The 17,735-nt window shown below is 70.8% G+C and carries 15 protein-coding genes; 9 read left to right on the forward strand and 6 right to left on the reverse strand.

The features are described from left to right. Nucleotides 1-89: 89 nt before the first annotated feature. From AB5J50_RS45635 to AB5J50_RS45645, 3 genes are all read left to right on the forward strand, one after another. Nucleotides 90-839, forward strand: coding sequence for an HAD family hydrolase (locus tag AB5J50_RS45635; RefSeq protein WP_369264442.1), 750 nt, complete (start codon nucleotides 90-92; stop codon nucleotides 837-839). 2 nt (nucleotides 840-841) lie between these two features. After that, on the forward strand, nucleotides 842-3,286 hold the full coding sequence (locus AB5J50_RS45640; protein ID WP_369264443.1) for a glycoside hydrolase family 65 protein: 2,445 nt from the start codon (nucleotides 842-844) through the stop codon (nucleotides 3,284-3,286). Nucleotides 3,287-3,468: 182 nt separating this feature from the next. Continuing rightward, nucleotides 3,469-5,214, forward strand: a complete 1,746-nt coding sequence (locus tag AB5J50_RS45645; RefSeq protein ID WP_369265693.1) for a GAF domain-containing protein — start codon at nucleotides 3,469-3,471, stop codon at nucleotides 5,212-5,214. Nucleotides 5,215-5,273: 59 nt separating this feature from the next. On the opposite strand, the gene AB5J50_RS45650 is transcribed toward AB5J50_RS45645, so the two are convergent. Continuing rightward, nucleotides 5,274-5,975 carry a response regulator gene (locus tag AB5J50_RS45650; protein WP_369264444.1) on the reverse strand — a complete coding sequence of 234 codons (702 nt, stop codon included), beginning with the start codon at nucleotides 5,973-5,975 and terminating at the stop codon, nucleotides 5,274-5,276. 188 nt (nucleotides 5,976-6,163) lie between these two features. Further along, nucleotides 6,164-6,628: a cyclic nucleotide-binding domain-containing protein gene (locus tag AB5J50_RS45655; protein ID WP_327433877.1), complete on the reverse strand. Its 465-nt coding sequence runs from the start codon at nucleotides 6,626-6,628 to the stop codon at nucleotides 6,164-6,166. Nucleotides 6,629-6,904: 276 nt separating this feature from the next. Here AB5J50_RS45655 and AB5J50_RS45660 point away from each other — a divergent pair, with 276 nt between their 5' ends. The 5 genes from AB5J50_RS45660 to AB5J50_RS45680 all read left to right on the forward strand — a co-directional run bounded on the left by AB5J50_RS45660 (nucleotide 6,905) and on the right by AB5J50_RS45680 (nucleotide 12,394). After that, nucleotides 6,905-7,591: a helix-turn-helix domain-containing protein gene (locus AB5J50_RS45660; protein ID WP_369264445.1), complete on the forward strand. Its 687-nt coding sequence runs from the start codon at nucleotides 6,905-6,907 to the stop codon at nucleotides 7,589-7,591. 124 nt (nucleotides 7,592-7,715) lie between these two features. Then, nucleotides 7,716-8,159: a pyridoxamine 5'-phosphate oxidase family protein gene (locus AB5J50_RS45665; RefSeq protein WP_369265694.1), complete on the forward strand. Its 444-nt coding sequence runs from the start codon at nucleotides 7,716-7,718 to the stop codon at nucleotides 8,157-8,159. Nucleotides 8,160-8,227: 68 nt separating this feature from the next. After that, the gene (locus AB5J50_RS45670) at nucleotides 8,228-9,019 is read left to right on the forward strand and encodes a nuclear transport factor 2 family protein (RefSeq protein ID WP_369264446.1); all 792 of its coding nucleotides are present in this window, start codon (nucleotides 8,228-8,230) and stop codon (nucleotides 9,017-9,019) included. Between the two features lie 79 nt (nucleotides 9,020-9,098). Continuing rightward, a complete protein-coding gene (locus AB5J50_RS45675) occupies nucleotides 9,099-10,067 on the forward strand; it encodes an aldo/keto reductase (protein WP_369264447.1) in 969 nt (322 codons plus the stop codon). A gap of 566 nt (nucleotides 10,068-10,633) precedes the next feature. After that, the gene (locus AB5J50_RS45680) at nucleotides 10,634-12,394 is read left to right on the forward strand and encodes an RICIN domain-containing protein (RefSeq protein ID WP_369264448.1); all 1,761 of its coding nucleotides are present in this window, start codon (nucleotides 10,634-10,636) and stop codon (nucleotides 12,392-12,394) included. Nucleotides 12,395-12,397: 3 nt separating this feature from the next. On the opposite strand, the gene AB5J50_RS45685 is transcribed toward AB5J50_RS45680, so the two are convergent. The 3 genes from AB5J50_RS45685 to AB5J50_RS45695 all read right to left on the reverse strand — a co-directional run bounded on the left by AB5J50_RS45685 (nucleotide 12,398) and on the right by AB5J50_RS45695 (nucleotide 16,114). After that, on the reverse strand, nucleotides 12,398-13,645 hold the full coding sequence (locus AB5J50_RS45685; protein WP_369264449.1) for a hypothetical protein: 1,248 nt from the start codon (nucleotides 13,643-13,645) through the stop codon (nucleotides 12,398-12,400). Nucleotides 13,646-13,852: 207 nt separating this feature from the next. Continuing rightward, nucleotides 13,853-14,587, reverse strand: coding sequence for a DUF4232 domain-containing protein (locus AB5J50_RS45690; protein ID WP_369264450.1), 735 nt, complete (start codon nucleotides 14,585-14,587; stop codon nucleotides 13,853-13,855). Nucleotides 14,588-14,728: 141 nt separating this feature from the next. Further along, entirely contained in the window at nucleotides 14,729-16,114 is a 1,386-nt protein-coding gene (locus tag AB5J50_RS45695; protein WP_369264451.1) for a serine/threonine-protein kinase, read from the reverse strand. A 91-nt stretch (nucleotides 16,115-16,205) separates the two neighbouring features. Between AB5J50_RS45695 and AB5J50_RS45700 the strand changes: the two genes are divergently transcribed. After that, a complete protein-coding gene (locus AB5J50_RS45700) occupies nucleotides 16,206-16,427 on the forward strand; it encodes a DUF2637 domain-containing protein (RefSeq protein ID WP_369265695.1) in 222 nt (73 codons plus the stop codon). Here the strand turns inward: AB5J50_RS45700 and AB5J50_RS45705 are convergent. Then, on the reverse strand, nucleotides 16,346-17,443 hold the full coding sequence (locus AB5J50_RS45705; RefSeq protein ID WP_369264452.1) for a PP2C family protein-serine/threonine phosphatase: 1,098 nt from the start codon (nucleotides 17,441-17,443) through the stop codon (nucleotides 16,346-16,348). The genes AB5J50_RS45700 and AB5J50_RS45705 overlap by 82 nt on opposite strands. Nucleotides 17,444-17,735: the final 292 nt, after the last annotated feature.

Genomic DNA, 17,735 nt, shown 5'->3' on the forward strand with positions numbered 1-17,735 from the left:
TTCACTGTCATGACGGCACGCGTCGGCATCAGCGGCCTCGGCCGCACCAACCGGCTCCTCGGCCTCACGGCACTGGTGGTGGACGCCTGATGTGCACGGACCGGAGCGGCACGGCTGCCGTGCCCCGCGCGCTGCGGGGGATGGCAGCCGTGGTCCTCGACACCGACGGCGTCATCACGGACTCCGCGCGGGTGCACGCGGCCGCCTGGAAGACGGCGTTCGACGGCTTCCTGCACGACCGCGGTCCAGGGGAGCAACGCCCCTTCGACGTACGGGACGACTATCTGAGGTACGTCGACGGCAAGTCGCGCCTGGACGGGGCCGCTGCCTTCCTCCGCGCCCGGGGGCTGCGGCCCACCGACGCCGAGATCCAGTCCGTGGCCGCCCGCAAGGAGCGGCTGTTCACGGAACACCTGCGCGCCGAGGGCGTCGACGCCTATCCGGGCACGGTCCGGCTGCTCCGCATCCTACGGGCCGCGGGGATTCCGCTGGCAGCCGCCTCCGCCTCCCGGCATGCGGGCGAACTCCTCGAACAGGCGGGAGTGCGGGAACTGTTCGACACGCTCGTGGACGGCACCGAAGCAGCCCGCCTGCACCTGCCCGGCAAACCCGACCCCGCCCTCTTCCTGGAGGCGACCCGCCGCCTGGGCGTCCCCGCCGGCCGTGCGGCCGTCATCGAGGATGCTCTCGCCGGAGTCGAGGCCGGGCGACGCGGAGGCTTCGGCCTCGTCGTGGGCGTCGACCGCGCCGACACCCCGGACACCCGGGCCGCTCTGCTGAAGCACGGCGCGGACCTTGTGGTCGCCGACCTGGCGGAGCTACTCGTATCGGAGGACTGAGGATGGCCGACTGGACGTGGGAATACGAGGGCTACGACCCCGCGCAGGAGCAGCTGCGCGAAGCGCTCTGCACCCTCGGCAACGGCTACTTCGCCACCCGCGGCGCAGCCCCGGAGTGCACGGCGGACTCCGTCCACTACCCGGGCACGTACGCGGCGGGCTGCTACAACCGCCTCGCGTCGGACGTGGCGGGACGCCGGGTCGAGAACGAGGACATGGTCAACCTCCCCAACTGGCTGCCGCTGCGTCTGCGGACGGGCTCGGGCACCTGGCTCTCGCCCGACACCCACAAGGTCCTCGACCACCACCAGAACCTGGACCTCCGAGCGGGCACGCTGGAGCGCACCGTCCGCTACGAGGACGAGGACGGCCGGTGTCTGGCCGTGCGGCAGCTGCGGCTGGTCCACATGGCCGACCCTCATCTGGCGCTGCTGCGCACGCAGGTGACCGCCGAGGGCTGGTCCGGAGAGATCGATGTCGAGTCGGCGCTCGACGGGACGGTCACCAACTCCGGAGTGGAGCGCTATCGCTCACTCGCCTCCCAGCACCTCACCGATGTCCGGACCGGCACATCGCCGCAGGACACGGTCTGGCTCAGCTGCCGCACCAGCCGCTCCGACATCCGTATCGGCATGGCGGCGCGTACCGTCACCGACGCACCCGCCGGCACCGATGCATCCGCCGGCACCGACGCATCCGCCGGCACCGACGCACCCGCCGGGACCGGTGTCGCACACGACAACGCCCGGGCTGTTCAGCTGTGCCGGCTCTCCCTGGCCGACGGCCGGACGGTGACCGTGGACAAGACGGTCGCCCTGCACACCTCCCGCGACCCGGCGATCAAGGACCCGCTGCACGCGGCCGTGGAGCGGGTCGGCCGAGCCCCGGACGTCGAGACGCTGCTGGCCTCGCACCGCACGGCCTGGCAACAGCTGTGGCGCAACGCGGAGTTGGACGTGCCGAACAGCGCGGGCCCGGTGCTGCGGCTGCATCTCTTCCACGTGCTCCAGACGCTCTCGCCGCACACCGCCGACCTGGACGTCGGCGTCCCGGCGCGCGGTCTGCACGGTGAGGCCTACCGCGGGCACGTCTTCTGGGACGAGCTGTTCGTCCTGCCGTACCTCAACCTGCACCTTCCCGAGGTCTCCCGGGCCCTGCTCACCTACCGCCACCGCCGGCTGGAGCAGGCCTGCCGGTCCGCCCGCGACGCCGGGCACACCGGCGCGATGTACCCGTGGCAGAGCGGCAGCGACGGCAGGGAGGAGACTCAGCAGCTGCACCTCAACCCGCGCTCCGGGCGCTGGCTGCCCGACTACTCACGGCTCCAGCACCACGTCGGCTCGGCGATCGCGTACAACGTCTGGCAGTACTGCGAGGCGAGCGGCGACACCGAGTTCCTGCACACCAAGGGGGTCGAGATGCTGGTGCGGATCGCCCGGTTCTGGGCCGGCATCGCGGCGTACGACGGGACGCTCGGCCGGTACCGGATCCGCGGCGTCGTCGGCCCCGACGAGTACCACGACGCCTACCCGGACGCCGACCGGCCGGGGCTCGACGACAACGCGTACACGAACGTCACCGCCGCCTGGGTGCTCGCCCGCACCCTCGAGGTCCTGCACGAACTGCCCGAACTGCCGCGCCGGGACCTCTGCGAGCGCACCGGTCTCGACTCCGCCGAGCTCGACGAGTGGGAGGACGTCTCCAAGAAGCTCTACGTGCCCTTCCACGCCGGGGTGATCAGCCAGTTCGAGGGCTACGGCGCTCTGGAGGAGCTCGACTGGGCCGGGTACCGGGAGCGGTACGGCGACATCCGGCGGCTCGACCGGATCCTGGAGGCCGAGGGCGACACCGTCAACCGCTACCAGGCGTCCAAGCAGGCGGACGTCCTGATGCTGGGCTACCTCTTCTCGCCCGCCGAACTCGGCGGCCTGTTCCGCAGGCTCGGGCATGAGGTGGACGACACCGCCTGGCGGCGCACGGTCGACTACTATCTGCGCCGTACGAGTCACGGCTCGACGCTGAGCAGCGTGGTGCACGGCTGGGTGCTGGCCCGGGCCCGGCGCGCGGAGGCGTGGACGTATGTGCACGAGGCCCTGGCCGGGGACATCGCGGATCTGCAGGGAGGCACCACAGGCGAGGGCATCCATCTCGGCGCCATGGCCGGCACCCTCGATCTCGTGCAGCGCGGCCTGACGGGGCTGGAGACCCGCGGCGGAGCGCTCCGGTTCGACCCGGTGCCGCTGCCGGAGCTGTCCGAGTACGGCTTCGCCATCCGCTACCGGGGCCATCGCGGCGTGCAACTGCGTTTGAGCGCCGACGAGTTGCGGATCGCGGTGCCCGAGTCCGACAGGGAACCGATCGACGTCGCCCTCGCGGGCCGCACCGTCTCCTTGGCTCCGGGGGAATCGTGTGTGCTGACTCTGCATACGTTCCGTGAAGCCAGGTGACGATGAGCCACTGTGCGGCGGCGGCGCGGCGCCGACCTGGCCGCCGCCCGGATCGCCTGAACTGCGTTCAGGATTCCTGTCTTAGGCCCATTGTGCAGTGATACCGAGGCATCCCGAGCAGTACGGTGAGGGCAGGAGAACTGGTGCGTGGTCTCTTGTCCGCTGAACGGCCGGAGGAAGCGATGGGCGCGGACGCGCGCGGGGGTTCTGAGCAGCATCTGCCCAAGCTTCGGCTCGACGAGTTGCTGGGCGAGCTGCAGGTGCGCATCGACGCGGTGCGGGGTACCCGGGACCGTCTGCACAGCCTGCTGGAGGCGGTCCTGTCGGTCGGACGGGAGCTGGACCTGCCGCAGGTGCTGCGCAGCATCGTCGAGGCCGCTGTGGTCCTGGTGGACGCGGAGTACGGGGCGCTGGGCGTGATCGGCGGTGACCGGAAGCTGTCCGAGTTCCTCACTGTCGGGATCGACGAGGAGCGGCGGTCCCGGATCGGGGCGCTGCCCAGTGGGCACGGGCTTCTCGGCGAGCTCATCCGGCACCCGGAGCCTCTGCGGCTGCCGGAGCTCTCGGAGCATCCGGAGTCGTACGGCTTCCCCGCCCACCACCCGCCGATGCATTCCTTCCTCGGCGTGCCGATCCGGGTACGCGACGAGGTGTTCGGCAACCTCTACCTCACCGAGAAGCGCAACGAGCGGGAGTTCGACGCGGAGGACGAGTCCGTCCTGTCGACCTTGGCCGTGGCCGCCGGGGTCGCCATCGAGAACGCCCGGCTGTACGAGGAGACCAGGCTCCGCGAACGCTGGCAGCGGGCCAGCGGCAAGGTCACCAGTGTTCTCCTGACCGGAGCACCCAGCGCGGAGGTGCTGGAGCTGATCGTCGACGAGGCCCGGAAGATCGTCTCCGCCGACATGGGCATGATCGCGGAGCGCCAGACGGGTGACGAGGTGCTGCGGCCGGCGCTCGCCGTCGGCCTGGGCGCGGAGCACCGCAGCGGACTGGTGCTGCCCGCCCGGGACGGATTCGTCGCGGCCGCGCTGAGCTCCACGGAGCCGGTGGTCAGCACCGACATCGAGCACGACTCCCGTACCGGTGAGGGAGAGCCCCAGTGGGCCGGGCTCGGACCCGTGGTCGCGGTGCCGCTCGGTACCAGCGGGAAGGCCCGGGGCGTGCTGCTGCTGGGGCGGGTGCAGGGCGGCGCGCCGTTCGGCGATGCGGACACCGGGCCGCTGCTCGGGTTCGCCGATCAGGCGGCGCTTGCCCTGGAGCTGGCCGAACGGCGTCGGGACGCGGAACAGATCGCGCTGCTTCAGGACCGTGACCGTATCGCTCGTGACCTGCACGACCTCGCCATCCAGCGGCTCTTCGCGGCCGGGATGACGCTGCAGAGTGCCCAGCGCTTCATGGAGCACCCCGAGGGCATGGAGCGGCTCGCGCGGACCGTCGACGACCTCGATGACACCATCAAGATCATCCGGTCCACGATCTTCGGCCTGCGTACACACGGCGGAAGAGGCCGGGAGGGCAACGGATTGCGCGGCCGGGTGTCCGAGGCGGTCACGGCATCCACCACGTCGTTCGGTTTCGCGCCCGCGCTGCGGATCGAGGGGCTCGTCGAGACCGATGTCCCCGGCGACATCGCCGACCACGCGGTCGCGGTGCTCGGCGAGGCGCTGAGCAACGCGGCCCGGCACTCCGGCGCTCAAGCCGTGGACGTCCGACTTCAGTGCGCCGGGGGCGAGTTGACGCTCACGGTGACGGACGACGGCTGCGGAGTGCCCGGTGACGTCCAGCGCAGCGGGCTGAAGAACCTGGAGCAGCGGGCCGTGGGTCTCGGCGGAACACTGACACTCGCCGAACGGCCGGAGGGCGGCGGCACGCGGCTGGTGTGGCGGGTTCCCGTGAGCCCGGACGGCGACGCGGCGGGAGGCTGACCCGTCGGAGGGCACGGTTCGTGCCGCGGGTCAGGACGAAGCGGGCAGGGCGGGAGGGCTCAGCGCGTCGGGTGGTCGGTGGAGTCGGGCTGTTCGAGGTGGCTGGCCAGCACGGCCGCCTGGACTCGGCGCTGGACACCGAGTTTCGCGAGCAGCCGGGAGATGTGGTTCTTGACCGTCTTCTCGGACAGATAGAGCTTCTTGCCGATCTCGCGGTTGGTGAGTCCGTCACCGATCAGCGCGAGAATGTCCCGCTCGCGGGGCGAGAGACTGGCGAGCTCGGGCGCGAGGGCCGGTGCCTCGGTGGGGTCGGCGCGCAGGGACCGCATCAGCCGGGCGGTCGTCGTGGGGTCCAGCATCGACTGACCCGAAGCAACCGTGCGGACCGCCGCGACCAGGTCGGAGCCCTTGATCTGCTTGAGCACATAGCCCGAGGCTCCGGCCATGATCGCGTCGAGCAGGGCTTCCTCGTCGTCGAACGAGGTCAGCATCAGACAGGACAGCTCCGGCATCTGGCTGCGCAGCTCCCGGCAGACACTGATCCCGTCGCCGTCCGGCAGCCGGACGTCGAGGACGGCCACGTCGGGGCGGAGCGCCGGCCCGCGCACCAGTGCGTGCTCGACGCTGTCGGCGTCGCCGATCACCGAGATGTCCGGCTCGGCGTCCAGGAGGTCCGTCAGACCGCGGCGCACCACCTCGTGGTCGTCCAGCAGGAAGACCCGGATGGGGTTCTGTTCCGAAAAGGTACGGGCCTCGGCCATGACGATCCCTTGTTCACGGGTGGACTGCGGCCCACGAGCTGGCTGTGACGACGATCATCGCCGTGCGGGACCGGATGCACTAGGGCCGACCGGCCCAACCAGAGCGTAGTTGTCCGATCGGCCGCGGGTCACGGCTGCGTCGCGGTATTCCTCCCCGCACGGTGACTCCTCGGCGGATTCCTACGCGGTCAGCGAAGACTTCCGCTGCCGTAGGGCGCGTACAGGTCCAGCAGCCGGTTCCTGGCCGACCGCAGCCGGCGGGCGACGATGTCACCCGCCCACTGGGCCACCGCCATGCCCAGCGCGGGATCGGCCTGGCACATGGCCCGTACCGTCTCGGCGTCGAACTCGTACGCGCGCACCGGGCTCGTGGCCTCGGCGCCCAGATGCCAGGTGTGCGGTCCGAACAACCAGGACCAGCCGATGAGTTCGTTGTGTCCGAGGACCTCGATGACGGCCGCGCGGCGGCCGGGCACATGCATGTCGAGGGCCACCGTGCCGCTCCGGATGATCCAGAACCGGTCCGCGTGCCGTCCCTCCTCGAACAGGCGGGTTCCCTGGGGGAACGACACCTCCCGGGCGATACCCATCAGTCGCCCGCTGTGCTCGGCGGACAACGCTCGCAGCTTGCCGGCAGTGGGGGGAGCGTTCATGATCCTCGCCTCTTTCTGGAGCGTGGTTCTGCCCACTCCAATCTCGCTCCGACACCTCGCCTTCACCATGGGCCACCCGGCCCCGAGGCCGGGCCGCATGGCATCCGGAAGGGCCCGCCCGGCCCCTGCCACCCGTGCTCGCCCCGGTACCAGGCTGGAGCGCACAAGCGGAATCCACGGGCATGCGCGCAGGAGGTGTGGACCGGTCGTCCTCGACGGTCCGCGGCACGACGCCCTGACAGTGAGGGCTTCCCGGAAGAACGGAAGTGAAAGGCCATGTCCGAACAGAGACCGCCGAACGCGGTGTCCGCCACAGCGGACCGCGCACAGAGCGACATCGGGCGTCGCATCGCCCGGCGACGCGAGGAACTCGGCCTGACCCGGGAGGAGACGGCCAAAAGGGCGCGTACGGCTCCCCGATACGTCCAATACCTGGAGGAGAACGCCACCGCCACTCCCGGCACCAGCGTGCTCGTCCGGGTCGCCGACGTCCTGCACACCACCGTGGCGGCCCTGCGCGGCGGCGACGCCGACCTGCCACCCGGTATCGGACGAGCCGCGGGCCACCCGGAAATGATCGACCTCACTGACGAGGAGTGCCGGGCGCGGCTGTCGACACACGGCGTCGGCAGGATCGCCATGGACACGCCCGACGGACCGTTCATCGGGCCACTGAACTACAGCGTCATCGACGGTGCGGTCGCCTTCAGGACGGCACCCGGTGCCACGCCTGCCATGGCCGTCGGAACCCGGGTCGCGTTTGAGATCGACCACATCGACGAGGCCTTGAGCCAGGGCTGGAGCGTCCTCGTACGCGGCCGGGCCCGGGCCGTGTCCGCCCCTGACACCGTGCGCCGACTGGAGGAACTCGCGTACAGCGCGCCCTGGGCGGGCGGCGAGCGCGACATGTGGGTGTGCATCGATCCGGTCGACATCTCCGGACGCCGGATCGCCGTGCGCTGAATGCCGACGCCGTAGGGCTGCCACTCTTGGGCCGCCCGGGACCGACGGTCCCTGCCCCTGACCACCATCGCCCCGCGACACGTGACGATGCGCACAGCAGTATTCGTGAAAGTTGACCCCGGTGATGAATCCCCACGACGGCTTCCGTGAACTCGACCGGCAGGAGTGCCTTGGGCTGCTGGGCACCGTACCTGTGGGCCGCATCGTGCACACGCGTCACGCGCTGCCCGCGGTGCTATTGGTCAACTTCTGCCTGGACGCGGACGCCGCCGTACTGCTCCGTACGGCGGCGGAATCGGAACTGGTCCACGCGATCGACGGTGTGGTCGTCGCCTTTGAAGCGGACGAGATCGATGCCCGTACGCACTCCGGCTGGAGTGTCGTCGTCACCGGTCGCGCCACTGTGGTGACCGACCCCGTCGAGCACGGCCGACTGTCCCGGACCGGCCCACGCTCCTGGGTGGCCTCGCCCCAGGACGTCTTCATACGCATCGAGCCCGAGTTGGTCACCGGCCGCGAACTTGCCGGAGGGCGCACAGGGCCGGCCCTGCGGGTGCTGCGCGGCTGAGGTCGCGCGCCGCCCCGTACTGGCACACGATGCGAAGACGACCCGACGCACACTTCTCTGGAGTCCTCATGGTCTGGATCCCGCAGATCGCCGACCTCGCCGACCGACTCGGCGCCGCCGACCTGGCCGCCGCCCTGCGCGACCCGGAGGCCTTGCCCCATGCGACAGCGGCCACGGTTCCCGTCGCGCTCGACGACCCGGAAGCCGGACGTATCAGCGGCGCGGGCGTGCTCGCCGCCTGGCTGGCCGAGCAGGAGAAGTGGCGCGCGGAGCACGAGGTGGACATCGAGCCGGTCGCCACCACCGTCACCGACAGGCAGGCCGTGGGCGAATGGGTCGTGCACCTGGGCGGCCCGGACGGCACGCGCATCGGGCTCCCCGTCGCCGTCGCCGTGGAGCCCGCGGTCGCGCTGCCGGTGCGGATCTACCACTCCCGGTGGCCGCTGCTCGGCCATCACGTCGTACGTTCTCCGCTGCTGCCGTACGACCCGGACGCGCACGCCTCCGACGTGGTGGGCGCCTACAAGGCGGCCCTCGGTGCGGGCGACGCCGCTGCCGTGGTCGCCACCTTCGCGGCCGACGGCTACTTCCGCGAGCCGTCCGGCGACGCCTACCGGTATGCCGGAACCGAGGTGCTGTCCGGCTTCTACAAGGGCTTCTTCTCCGCGGGCGGCGGTATCCCGCTCAAGCTGTGCACGGTCACGGAGGACGGCACCCGCAGCGCGTTCGAGTACATCTGCGACCGCTGGGGCGACGCCGACCTGCCGCCGCAGGCGGGCCTCGCCGTCTACACGCGTGGCGGGGACGGCCTGATCACTGCCGCGCATGTGTACGACGACGTGGCGGGCCCCGTGGAGTAGGGCTACGCGGCGCTCGTGGCGGGCAGGGTTCAAGTCGTCGGAGTGCCCCGCCCCACCGCCAGCGAGAGCAGGAGTGAGCATGCAGTACGTGAAGCTCGGTTCGACGGGCCTGGACGTCTCCCGGATCTGCCTGGGCTGCATGAGTTTCGGTCTTCCCGACCGCGGCGTCCACGAGTGGACCCTCGGCGAAGAGGCCTCCCGCCCGCTGATCCGCCAGGCGCTGGAGGCCGGGATCAACTTCTTCGACACCGCGAACGTGTACTCCGACGGCACCAGCGAGGAGATCGTCGGCCGGGTGCTCGCCGGCCTCGCGCGCCGCGACGAGATCGTCATCGCGACGAAGGTGAACGGCGCGATGCACGACGGCCCCAACGCCCGTGGCCTGTCCCGCAAGGCGATCATGACGGAGATCGACAACAGTCTGCGCCGCCTGGGCACCGACTACGTCGACCTCTACCAGATCCACCGCTTCGATCCCGCCACGCCCGTCGAGGAGACGATGGAGGCGCTGCACGACGTGGTCAGGGCGGGCAAGGCCCGTTACCTCGGGGCGAGTTCGATGTACGCCTGGCAGTTCTCCAAGGCCCAGTACACCGCCCGGCTGCATGGCTGGGCGGGGTTCGTCTCCATGCAGAACCACTACAACCTCCTCTACCGCGAGGAGGAGCGCGAGATGCTGCCGCTCTGCGCGGACCAGGGCGTCGGCGTACTGCCCTGGAGCCCGCTCGCCCGAGGTCGCCTCACCCGCGACTGGGACACGGACACGGCGCGCAGCCGCACCGACGAGTTCGGCAGGAGGCTCTACCGGGACGGCGACCGCGAGATCGTCGACGCCGTCGCCCGCATCGCCGCCGAGCGCGAGGTCCCGCGCGCCCGGGTCGCTCTCGCCTGGCTGCTGCACCAGGGCACCGTGACCGCACCCATCGTCGGCGCCACCAAGCCGCACCACGTCGAGGACGCGGTCGCCTCCCTCGCCCTGGAACTGACGGACAAGGAGATCGAGGAACTGGAGCGGCCGTACACGCCTCGGGCGATCAGCGGGCACTGAGGCGCACCACCGCGCGAGAGCGCTCCCAATGTGGTGATTTCTGGGGCGGTTCGTGTCGGCTACGGGAATCCGAATTCCTTTGCGAGCGCCCGGCTGACGTTTGTTCAATATTCGGTCCGGCGACGGGAATGGGAAAAAGGCGAGACCGCTTGTTCCGGCTCGGTGCCCTGTGCAAAGGTGTGCCTTGTCGGCGTGCAGACAAACGTTCAACTTCCTTCTGTACGCGTAACGGTGCGCCCGTTCCCCCCTCGCTTCAAAAGAGCTGCCAGAGGCGGTCGTTCGCGGCGCAACCCCCCCATGGGTAGTCCCTCCGCTTCGGCGGGCGGGCTACATACCCATTGGTATGGACTAATTCCTGCGTTACCTTTGGGAGGAAAGTGGACGTGAATGACGCATCGCTGTCTCATTCCCCAACGCCCGCTCGTTCGTTCGAGGTTTCGGATGAGAGGCTCGCGGCAGACCTGAAGAAGAGCCCGGGGAACACGCCCGCGAACCATCCCGTCGGAGAACTCCTGGACCGCCACTGGGAAGCGGTCTTCTCTTATGCGCGCCTGTGCACCCACGGAGTGCGTCCCGCCGGAATACTCACCACGGCCTCATTCACGCGCCTGTTCGGCGAATCGCTGCGGCAGGCCGGGCCGACGGCGGCGTGGCGTCCGCAGCTGCTGGTCACCGTCCGCCGCATAGCCGCCGAGTGGCTCATGGACCAGCGGCGCGAGCTGCTCCATCCCGAACTGGTCTCCGGCTCCGACCCCGAGGGCCGGGCCGCTGCGCGACTCCTTCCGCCGGAGGGCAGACGCCTGCTCTCCCGGGCGTTCCAGCGGCTCCCCGAGCCCGCCCGCTGTCTGCTCTGGCACATGGAGGCGGAAGCCGAACAACTCGACGTGCCCGCCGCCCTGTTGGGCCTCACTGTCGACGACGCCGCCATAGAACTGCGGCGGGCCCGCGAACGCCTGCGCGAGGGCTGTCTGGAGATCCATCGCGAACTGGCCCCCGAGCAGGAGTGCCGCCGCTACAACCGCATGCTGGACGTGTCCCTCCGGCGCGGCGGAGTCGACCTCGACCCCGATCTGCGGCGGCACATGGCCAGATGCTCACATTGCCGGTACGCCGCCGACCAGTTGAACCAGTTCAACGGTCAACTCGCCCTCCCGCTGGCCGAAGCCGTGCTCGGCTGGGGTGCGCGCCCCTACCTCGACTCCCGCGTGGGACGTGCCACCGCGATCGTGGAGGTGACGGAACCGCCCGGGGCCGTCGAGACCGCCATGGGAGCGACGTCCGAACCCGCCCCCGCACAGGGAGAGTTCCCCTCTCCCTCAGCTGCCCCTCGCCGCCCCGACGTTCCCCCGCGCACCGCGCGGCGCGCTCAGTCGCCCGCCGGCTCCCGCCCGTCGGCGCACCGGGCCACGACGCACAAGGCCCCCCGACGCGCCCCGCGCCGCCGGAACGTCACCCTCGGCGTGCTGACCGTGAGCACACTGATCCTGGTCCCACTGGTCCTGTGGGCGGCCGGTTCCCGTTCCGAGGGCCAGAACGGCATGGCCGACGGCACCAACTCCTCGGAGGCGCCCAGTTCCGGCTCGGGCACGGTGCCCGGCGCCAACCCGTCCTGGGTCGGCACCAGCGGCCAGGCGAACGGCACAGGGGGCCGCCTGCGCAACGCCGCGACCGGGCTGTGCATCGGCATCGTAGGCAAGAAGCCCGCGAAGGGCATGGAAACCGAACTCACCTCGTGCACCTCGAAGTCGGCCCAGCGGTGGACGTACGAGGCGGACGGGCTGCTGCGCGACGTGGCCGACCCCGGCCTGTGTCTCGACTCCCACCTGGGCTACTCGGTCCAACTCGCCGCCTGCTCGGGCGAGTCGCAGCCGGGCACCAAGAACGTGCGCTACGACTTCACCCTCCAGGGCACACTGGTGCCGCGCTGGAACCAGGACCTGGCCCTCGCACCCGCCTCCGCCAAGGCCGAGGCGGCGCTGGTCCTCAAACTCCGCAAGGACGAGCCGGCGCAGCGCTGGACCCTCGACACCTCCTCGCCCTCGCTCCAGCTGGAGGTGGTCAACTGGGACTCCGCCGCTGAATCGACCGCGCCCACGACCCCCGCCCCGCCCAGGGCGTCGATGACCGCCACACCCAAGCCCTCGGCGACGCCGACTCCCCAGCCGACTCCGTCGTCCGCCGCTCCGTCGTACGGCTACTGCTCCTACCCGTATTACTACTACTGCCAGGGGAGCGGGCAGTACGGCTCCGGATATGGCTATGGGTACGGCGGATACGGCTCCGGATATGGCTCCGGATACGGGGGAGGCCAAGGAGGCCACCGCTGATCGTCAGGACGTGGTGGTGCCGGACGGTGCGGAAGCCGTGCCCAGGAAATCCGCCCAGTCGCCGAGCGGAGACTGCCCGGGGCTGAGCGTGCGCAACTTCCGCAGCACCGCCGGGTCCTGGGCCTCCAGCCACTGCACGAGTTGCCGGAAGGAGACCATGCGTACGTCGTCATGCGTGGCGATCTCGGTGATGGCCTGCTCGACGGCGTCCATGTAGATCCCGCCGTTCCACCGCTCGAAGTGGTTGCCGATGAAGAAGGGGGCCCGGTTGCTCTCGTAGGCGCGACGGAAACCGGCGAGGTAGCTGTCGCGGGCCTGGGTGCGCCAGACGTCGTACTGGGAGCGGTCACCGAGCGGGTTCGCGTTCGACTGGTTGGCCATCAAGTTGTAGTCCATCGACAGGACCTGGAAGGAGTGGCCGGGGAAAGGGATGGACTGGAGCGGGAAGTCCCAGATCCGGCCGCCCTGTACCTTGCCCGGCCATATCTGGAGGCCACCGGGCGAGCTGGCGTCGTACTTCCAGCCGAGCTGGGCGGCGGTGGGCAGCAGGTTGGCCTGGCCCTCCAGACACGGGGTGCGGCCGCCGATCAGTTCCTTGCGGTAGTCGAAGGGAAGCGGATCGAGGTCGGTGAAGCCGGTGTTGGTCTTCCACTCGGTCACAAAGCGCGTCGCCTGGTCGATCTCGCTGCGCCACTCGGCGGGGGACCAGCGGCGGACCCCGTCCGTGCCGCAGAAGTGGCCGTTGAAATGGGTGCCTATCTCGTGGCCCTCCAGCCAGGCCGCGCGTATCTGCTGGAGCGTGGCATGGATGTGCCGGTCGGAGAGGTATCCGATCGCGGAGGCGCCGACGGGGTGCTGCGGCGGCCTGTAGAGGTGCTTCTTCGACTCGGGCAGGGTGTAGATGCCGCTGAGGAAGAACGTCATCGAGGCGCCGTGGTCGGCGGCGACCTTGCGGAAGCGGGAGAACAGCTGGTTGCTGAGCTCGCCCGCGCCGTCCCAGGAGAACACCACGAACTGCGGCGGGCGTTCACCGGGCTTCAGCCGCTCCGCCTTCGGCTGCTTGGGCTGGGCTCCGGTGTCGGCGGTGGAGCCGTCGCCGATGAGCTTGGGCCGCCGGCTCTGCGCCGAGCTGGGCCCGCCCCCGTTGCTGGTCCCCACGGACCAGTCGTTCGACGAGCAGGCGGAGAGCGCGCCCAGGGCGCCCGCCGACGCCGTCGCGGTCAGCAGCCGCCTGCGTGAGATACCGCTCATGATCATCCCCCGGTTCCTCGGTACGGCCCCCGCCGTACGGCGGGAGCTTCTGTTCCTGTGACGCGCCGTTCTGCGGGGTGCGTCAAACGGTGGGATGCGCGGAATTCCGGAAAGGGTCGCGTGATTCAGGCCATGTAGCCGTTCCGTGACAAACCCCGCCGACCTGCGGGGCAGGTGGCGGGGCAGAGGGGAATGAGGCCGGTGGGTTCAGACTCCGGTGCCGGCCTGGACGACCGTCAAGGAGACCGACGAGGCGTTGCCGGACACCGGCACCTTCCCCTGAGTCCACGTCACCTTGAGCGAGTCCTTCTCGTCGGGCGGTGTGACGAGCAGCGAGGCGGGCGTCGCCGTACCGGCCCCGCTGATCTCCGGGTTGGAGAACGTCAGGCCGGACCACGCGCTCTGTCCGGGCGCCAGCGTGACGGTCGTCGGCGTGCCCGAGGAACGCCGCGGGTCGGGGCCCAGCTGCTTGCCGGACGCGTCGACGAACGCCGCGCCGGGGTAGCCGCGCAGCGTGCAGGTGCGCCCGGAGCCGTTGGTCAGGACGACGGGGAAGTTCTCCTGCCCCGCGCCCGGGTCGTTGTTCCCGACCGATGCGCGCAGTTCGGAGGTGTGGCAGCGGGTGCTGGTCGAGCCGCTCCCCGAGGAGGCCGATCCCGATCCCGACGTCGTACCGGATCCGGCCGAGGCGGCGCTCCCGGTGGGGCTTGCCGTGGTGGGCGAACCGGCGTCCGTGGTCCGGTCACCGGAGGCCGGCTCGGCCGTGCCGGGCAGCTTCTGCGGCGTACCGGCCCCGCTGTTCTCGGTACCGCAGGCGGTGAGCACGCCCAGCAGCGCGACACCCGCGAGCAGCGCCGCCCGCCGGGCGGGAGTCGAAGTGCGGGGTGCGGGAACCGTGCCGAGCCGGTCCGTGTCCGCCGCGCAGCGCCGGAAGGTCGCCATGTCACCACTCCTTGAGCATCACCGCACGCGCCCTGACGCGTGCGCACGGCGCCTTGTGCCCCGTCATCAGTCTTCGATGCGGCGGGACCCGGAAAGGTTCGCGGGATCGTCGGGGAATTTTCGCCGGGCTCGCCCTCCCGGTCAGTCTCCGACTCGCACGGACCCGAGCACGCGGTCGGTCACGTTCCGGTCGCCGCCGTCCTGACGGATCTGGACGTACACCTGGGGCTGCTCGGCGCCGCCCGTCGGGGTGAGACCGGCCTCGGTGAGGGAACCGCCGGTGCCCGGGCAGCCGTTCCAGGTCCGTATCAGACCGTGCCAGTGCGCGCCGGTGTAGGTGCGGCTGCCGTCGTAGTGGCATCCGGTGTGCGCGATCGCGCGGACCTCGGCCGTGACGTCGCCCTGCTCGCTCAGGCCGATGAAGGCTCCGTTGACGTCCGAACCTAGGTCCTGCCATGCGGTGAGATCGTCCGCGACGGCGAGACCGGGTTCCTTCGCGGCCTTGAGGCCCAAGGTCCGTGGATTCCAGCCGGAGTCGCGCAGCTGGTGGTCCCACGCGGCGGGCACCTCGGCCGTGACCCGGCCGGTGCTGTCCTCGACCCGGACGGTCCCGGCGGCGGACCCTCGCGTCACGATCGCGGCGGTGACGCCCACGGCGCAGGCCACCACCGCGGCGGCCAGCACCGTGATCACCGCCCGCCGACGGCGCCGGCGAGGTCTGGGGCCGGCGCCGGGGTCGGCCAGCCGCTCCAGCTCCGCGGCGAAACCGGCGGCGGTGGGCCAGCGCCGCTCGCGGTCGGGTTCCATGGCGCGCAGCAGCGCCCGCTGGACGTCGGGGGCCAGGTCCGTACGGAGCCGGTCGGGCCGTACGACCTTGCCGGGCGGGCCGGGGACCGTGCCGGTGACGAGGTGGTACCCGAGGGCGCCCAGGCTGTACACGTCGGCCCGGGCGTCGATGCCCGACCCGGGCGCGGCCTGCTCGGGCGGCGTGTAGCCCGCGGAACCCGCCGCCATCGTCAGCCCGGACGCCTGGGCCAGGCTCTTGGCCAGACCGAGGTCCGCCAGCAGCACGCGGTCGCTGCCCCCGGGCGAGGTGCGCAGTAGCACGTTGGACGGCTTGATGTCCCGGTGCACGATGCCGGCCTCGTGCAGCGCGGCCGCTCCCCGCGCCGCGAGGGCCGTCAGCCGCAGGGCCTCGGCGACGGGCAGCGGTCCGACGCTGAGCCGGTCGGCGAGGGTGCCCCCGTCGGCGTACTCCATGACGAAGTACGGCCTGCCGTCGGGCAGTTCGCCGATGTCGTAGACCTGGACGACCCGGCTGGAGTCGGCGCGGCGCAGCAGCCGTGCCTCGGAGAGGAAGCGCTCCCGGATGTCCAGGTGGTCGATCCAGTTCTCCGACAGCACCTTCACCGCGACGGCCGCCTCAAGGACGTCGTCATGGGCGAGCCAGACCACGCCGAAGCCGCCCGCGCCCAGGCGCCGGTCCAGACGGTAGCGGCCGATCCGCTCCAGGGGATCCCTCAGCACGGACAACCCGCCGGAAGGCCCGTGAGCAGGGGCTCACGCGGCTGGAGCCGAGGTGGGGGTGCGGTGTGGCTGTGCCCTGTTGGTCGCGGCCGTGGCGGCGTACGCCTCCTGTGTTCACCAGCGGGCATTGGCTCTCCAGAGCGGGGCGGATGCCACGAGCGCGGCACTGTGGCCGCTGTCCGTAGACGGGCTGCTGCTCCTGGCAACGGTCGGGTATTTGAACCCTACCTGTCACGTCAGTCGGCACCTTACGGAGAGGGCCGCGATGTCGTCGTCGAGCCCTCCGCCGCTGAAGCGGAGCAGGTCCGAGTGAAGCCGGTCGAGCAGCTCGCGGGGCGGCCCCGGGCCCTGCTGCCGCATCCAGTCCGGCAGCGGAAAGAACTCGCCGGCACGGTCCCGGGTTTCCGACACGCCGTCGGTGTAGAGCAGCAACTGGTCGCCCGGGGCGAAGGGAACGGTATCGACGCAGTAGTGGTCACCGATGAGCGCCGAGAGGTTGAGAGGCGGCGAGGGGATGGTGGGGTCCAGGACGCGGATGTTCCCATGGTGCGCGAGCAGTGGCGGAGGGTGTCCGCAGTTGAGAAGCCTGACGAGGCCGCCGCCGTGCGGGATCTCGGCGATGAGAGCCGTGGCGAAGCGTTCCGGCAGATCCGGGCCGGGAAACGCGGCGCTGTGGCGGGCGATGCTGGTCTCCAGGCGATGGACGATGCCCCGCAGGTCGTGCTCCTCGTATGCGGCCTCCCTGAAGCAGCTGATCACCGCCGAGGCCGCCCCCACCGCGGACAGGCCCTTGCCCCGTACATCGCCGATGAGCAGCCGGACTCCGAACGGTGTGCCGGCCGCCTCGTAGAAGTCGCCGCCGATCCGGGCGTGCACTTGGGCCGCCAGATACAGCGACTCGATCTCGACGTTCTCGATGTGACGTGGCAGGGGGCGCAGCAGCACTTTCTGGGCCGCGTCGGCCACGAGGCGGACCTGGAGGAGTATCTCCTCCCGCTGGAGCCGGGCGTGGCTCCCGTATGCGGCCGCCAAGGTGACCGCGACGATCGCAGCTGACGTGTACTGCGTCCCCAGGTCGGTGTAGAAGAAGCTGAGGCTGATCATGATCAGCAGGCAGAACGTCCCCAGCAGAATCGTGGGGAGCACGGCCCACATCGCGGCGGCGAGGGCGGGGGCGGCGGGCAGAAGGCGACTGACGGCGATCTGCCGCGGTGTGGAGAAGGCCAGGACGGCGAGGACGAGGGTGAGGATCACCGGTGACAGCTGGGCGGCTTCCCATCGGCCGCGGTAGGACGAACGACGGCGCCGCAGCCGCCCAGACTTGGTCACAAAGTGCATTGTATCGGTCAAAGCCGACATTGGGCTCTGGGGGATCATGCTTCCTGTGCGGCGATCAGGGCCGCACGCCCGCATCCATCTGTTGCCGCCCATGACCTTGACCGCGCCGCCGCCCGGTCTCGTCCGGGCGGCGGCGCGGTCGGGAAGCGATACGGGAGCGTCCAGGATTTCCGTCGACCGGGGCGCCGTGGTGGCCGCAGGGCGGAAGCCGTGCGGTACATGCCCGAGCGGTCACCCGAGGTCGATCCGGGCGGGCATCACTCCTCGGGCGTGCCCTGGTCAC

Source organism: Streptomyces sp. R35 (assembly GCF_041053035.1).
GTDB lineage: Bacteria > Actinomycetota > Actinomycetes > Streptomycetales > Streptomycetaceae > Streptomyces > Streptomyces lutosisoli.

Bases quoted from the DNA above. Each gene is read 5' to 3' on its own strand.
- AB5J50_RS45655 (WP_327433877.1), bottom strand. From the start codon at position 6,628: ATGAACGCTCCCCCCACTGCCGGCAAGCTGCGAGCGTTGTCCGCCGAG.
- AB5J50_RS45675 (WP_369264447.1), top strand. From the start codon at position 9,099: ATGCAGTACGTGAAGCTCGGTTCGACGGGCCTGGACGTCTCCCGGATC.
- AB5J50_RS45690 (WP_369264450.1), bottom strand. From the start codon at position 14,587: ATGGCGACCTTCCGGCGCTGCGCGGCGGACACGGACCGGCTCGGCACG.
- AB5J50_RS45650 (WP_369264444.1), bottom strand. From the start codon at position 5,975: ATGGCCGAGGCCCGTACCTTTTCGGAACAGAACCCCATCCGGGTCTTC.
- AB5J50_RS45685 (WP_369264449.1), bottom strand. From the start codon at position 13,645: ATGAGCGGTATCTCACGCAGGCGGCTGCTGACCGCGACGGCGTCGGCG.
- AB5J50_RS45645 (WP_369265693.1), top strand. From the start codon at position 3,469: ATGGGCGCGGACGCGCGCGGGGGTTCTGAGCAGCATCTGCCCAAGCTT.
- AB5J50_RS45635 (WP_369264442.1), top strand. From the start codon at position 90: ATGTGCACGGACCGGAGCGGCACGGCTGCCGTGCCCCGCGCGCTGCGG.
- AB5J50_RS45670 (WP_369264446.1), top strand. From the start codon at position 8,228: ATGGTCTGGATCCCGCAGATCGCCGACCTCGCCGACCGACTCGGCGCC.
- AB5J50_RS45665 (WP_369265694.1), top strand. From the start codon at position 7,716: ATGAATCCCCACGACGGCTTCCGTGAACTCGACCGGCAGGAGTGCCTT.
- AB5J50_RS45660 (WP_369264445.1), top strand. From the start codon at position 6,905: ATGTCCGAACAGAGACCGCCGAACGCGGTGTCCGCCACAGCGGACCGC.
- AB5J50_RS45640 (WP_369264443.1), top strand. From the start codon at position 842: ATGGCCGACTGGACGTGGGAATACGAGGGCTACGACCCCGCGCAGGAG.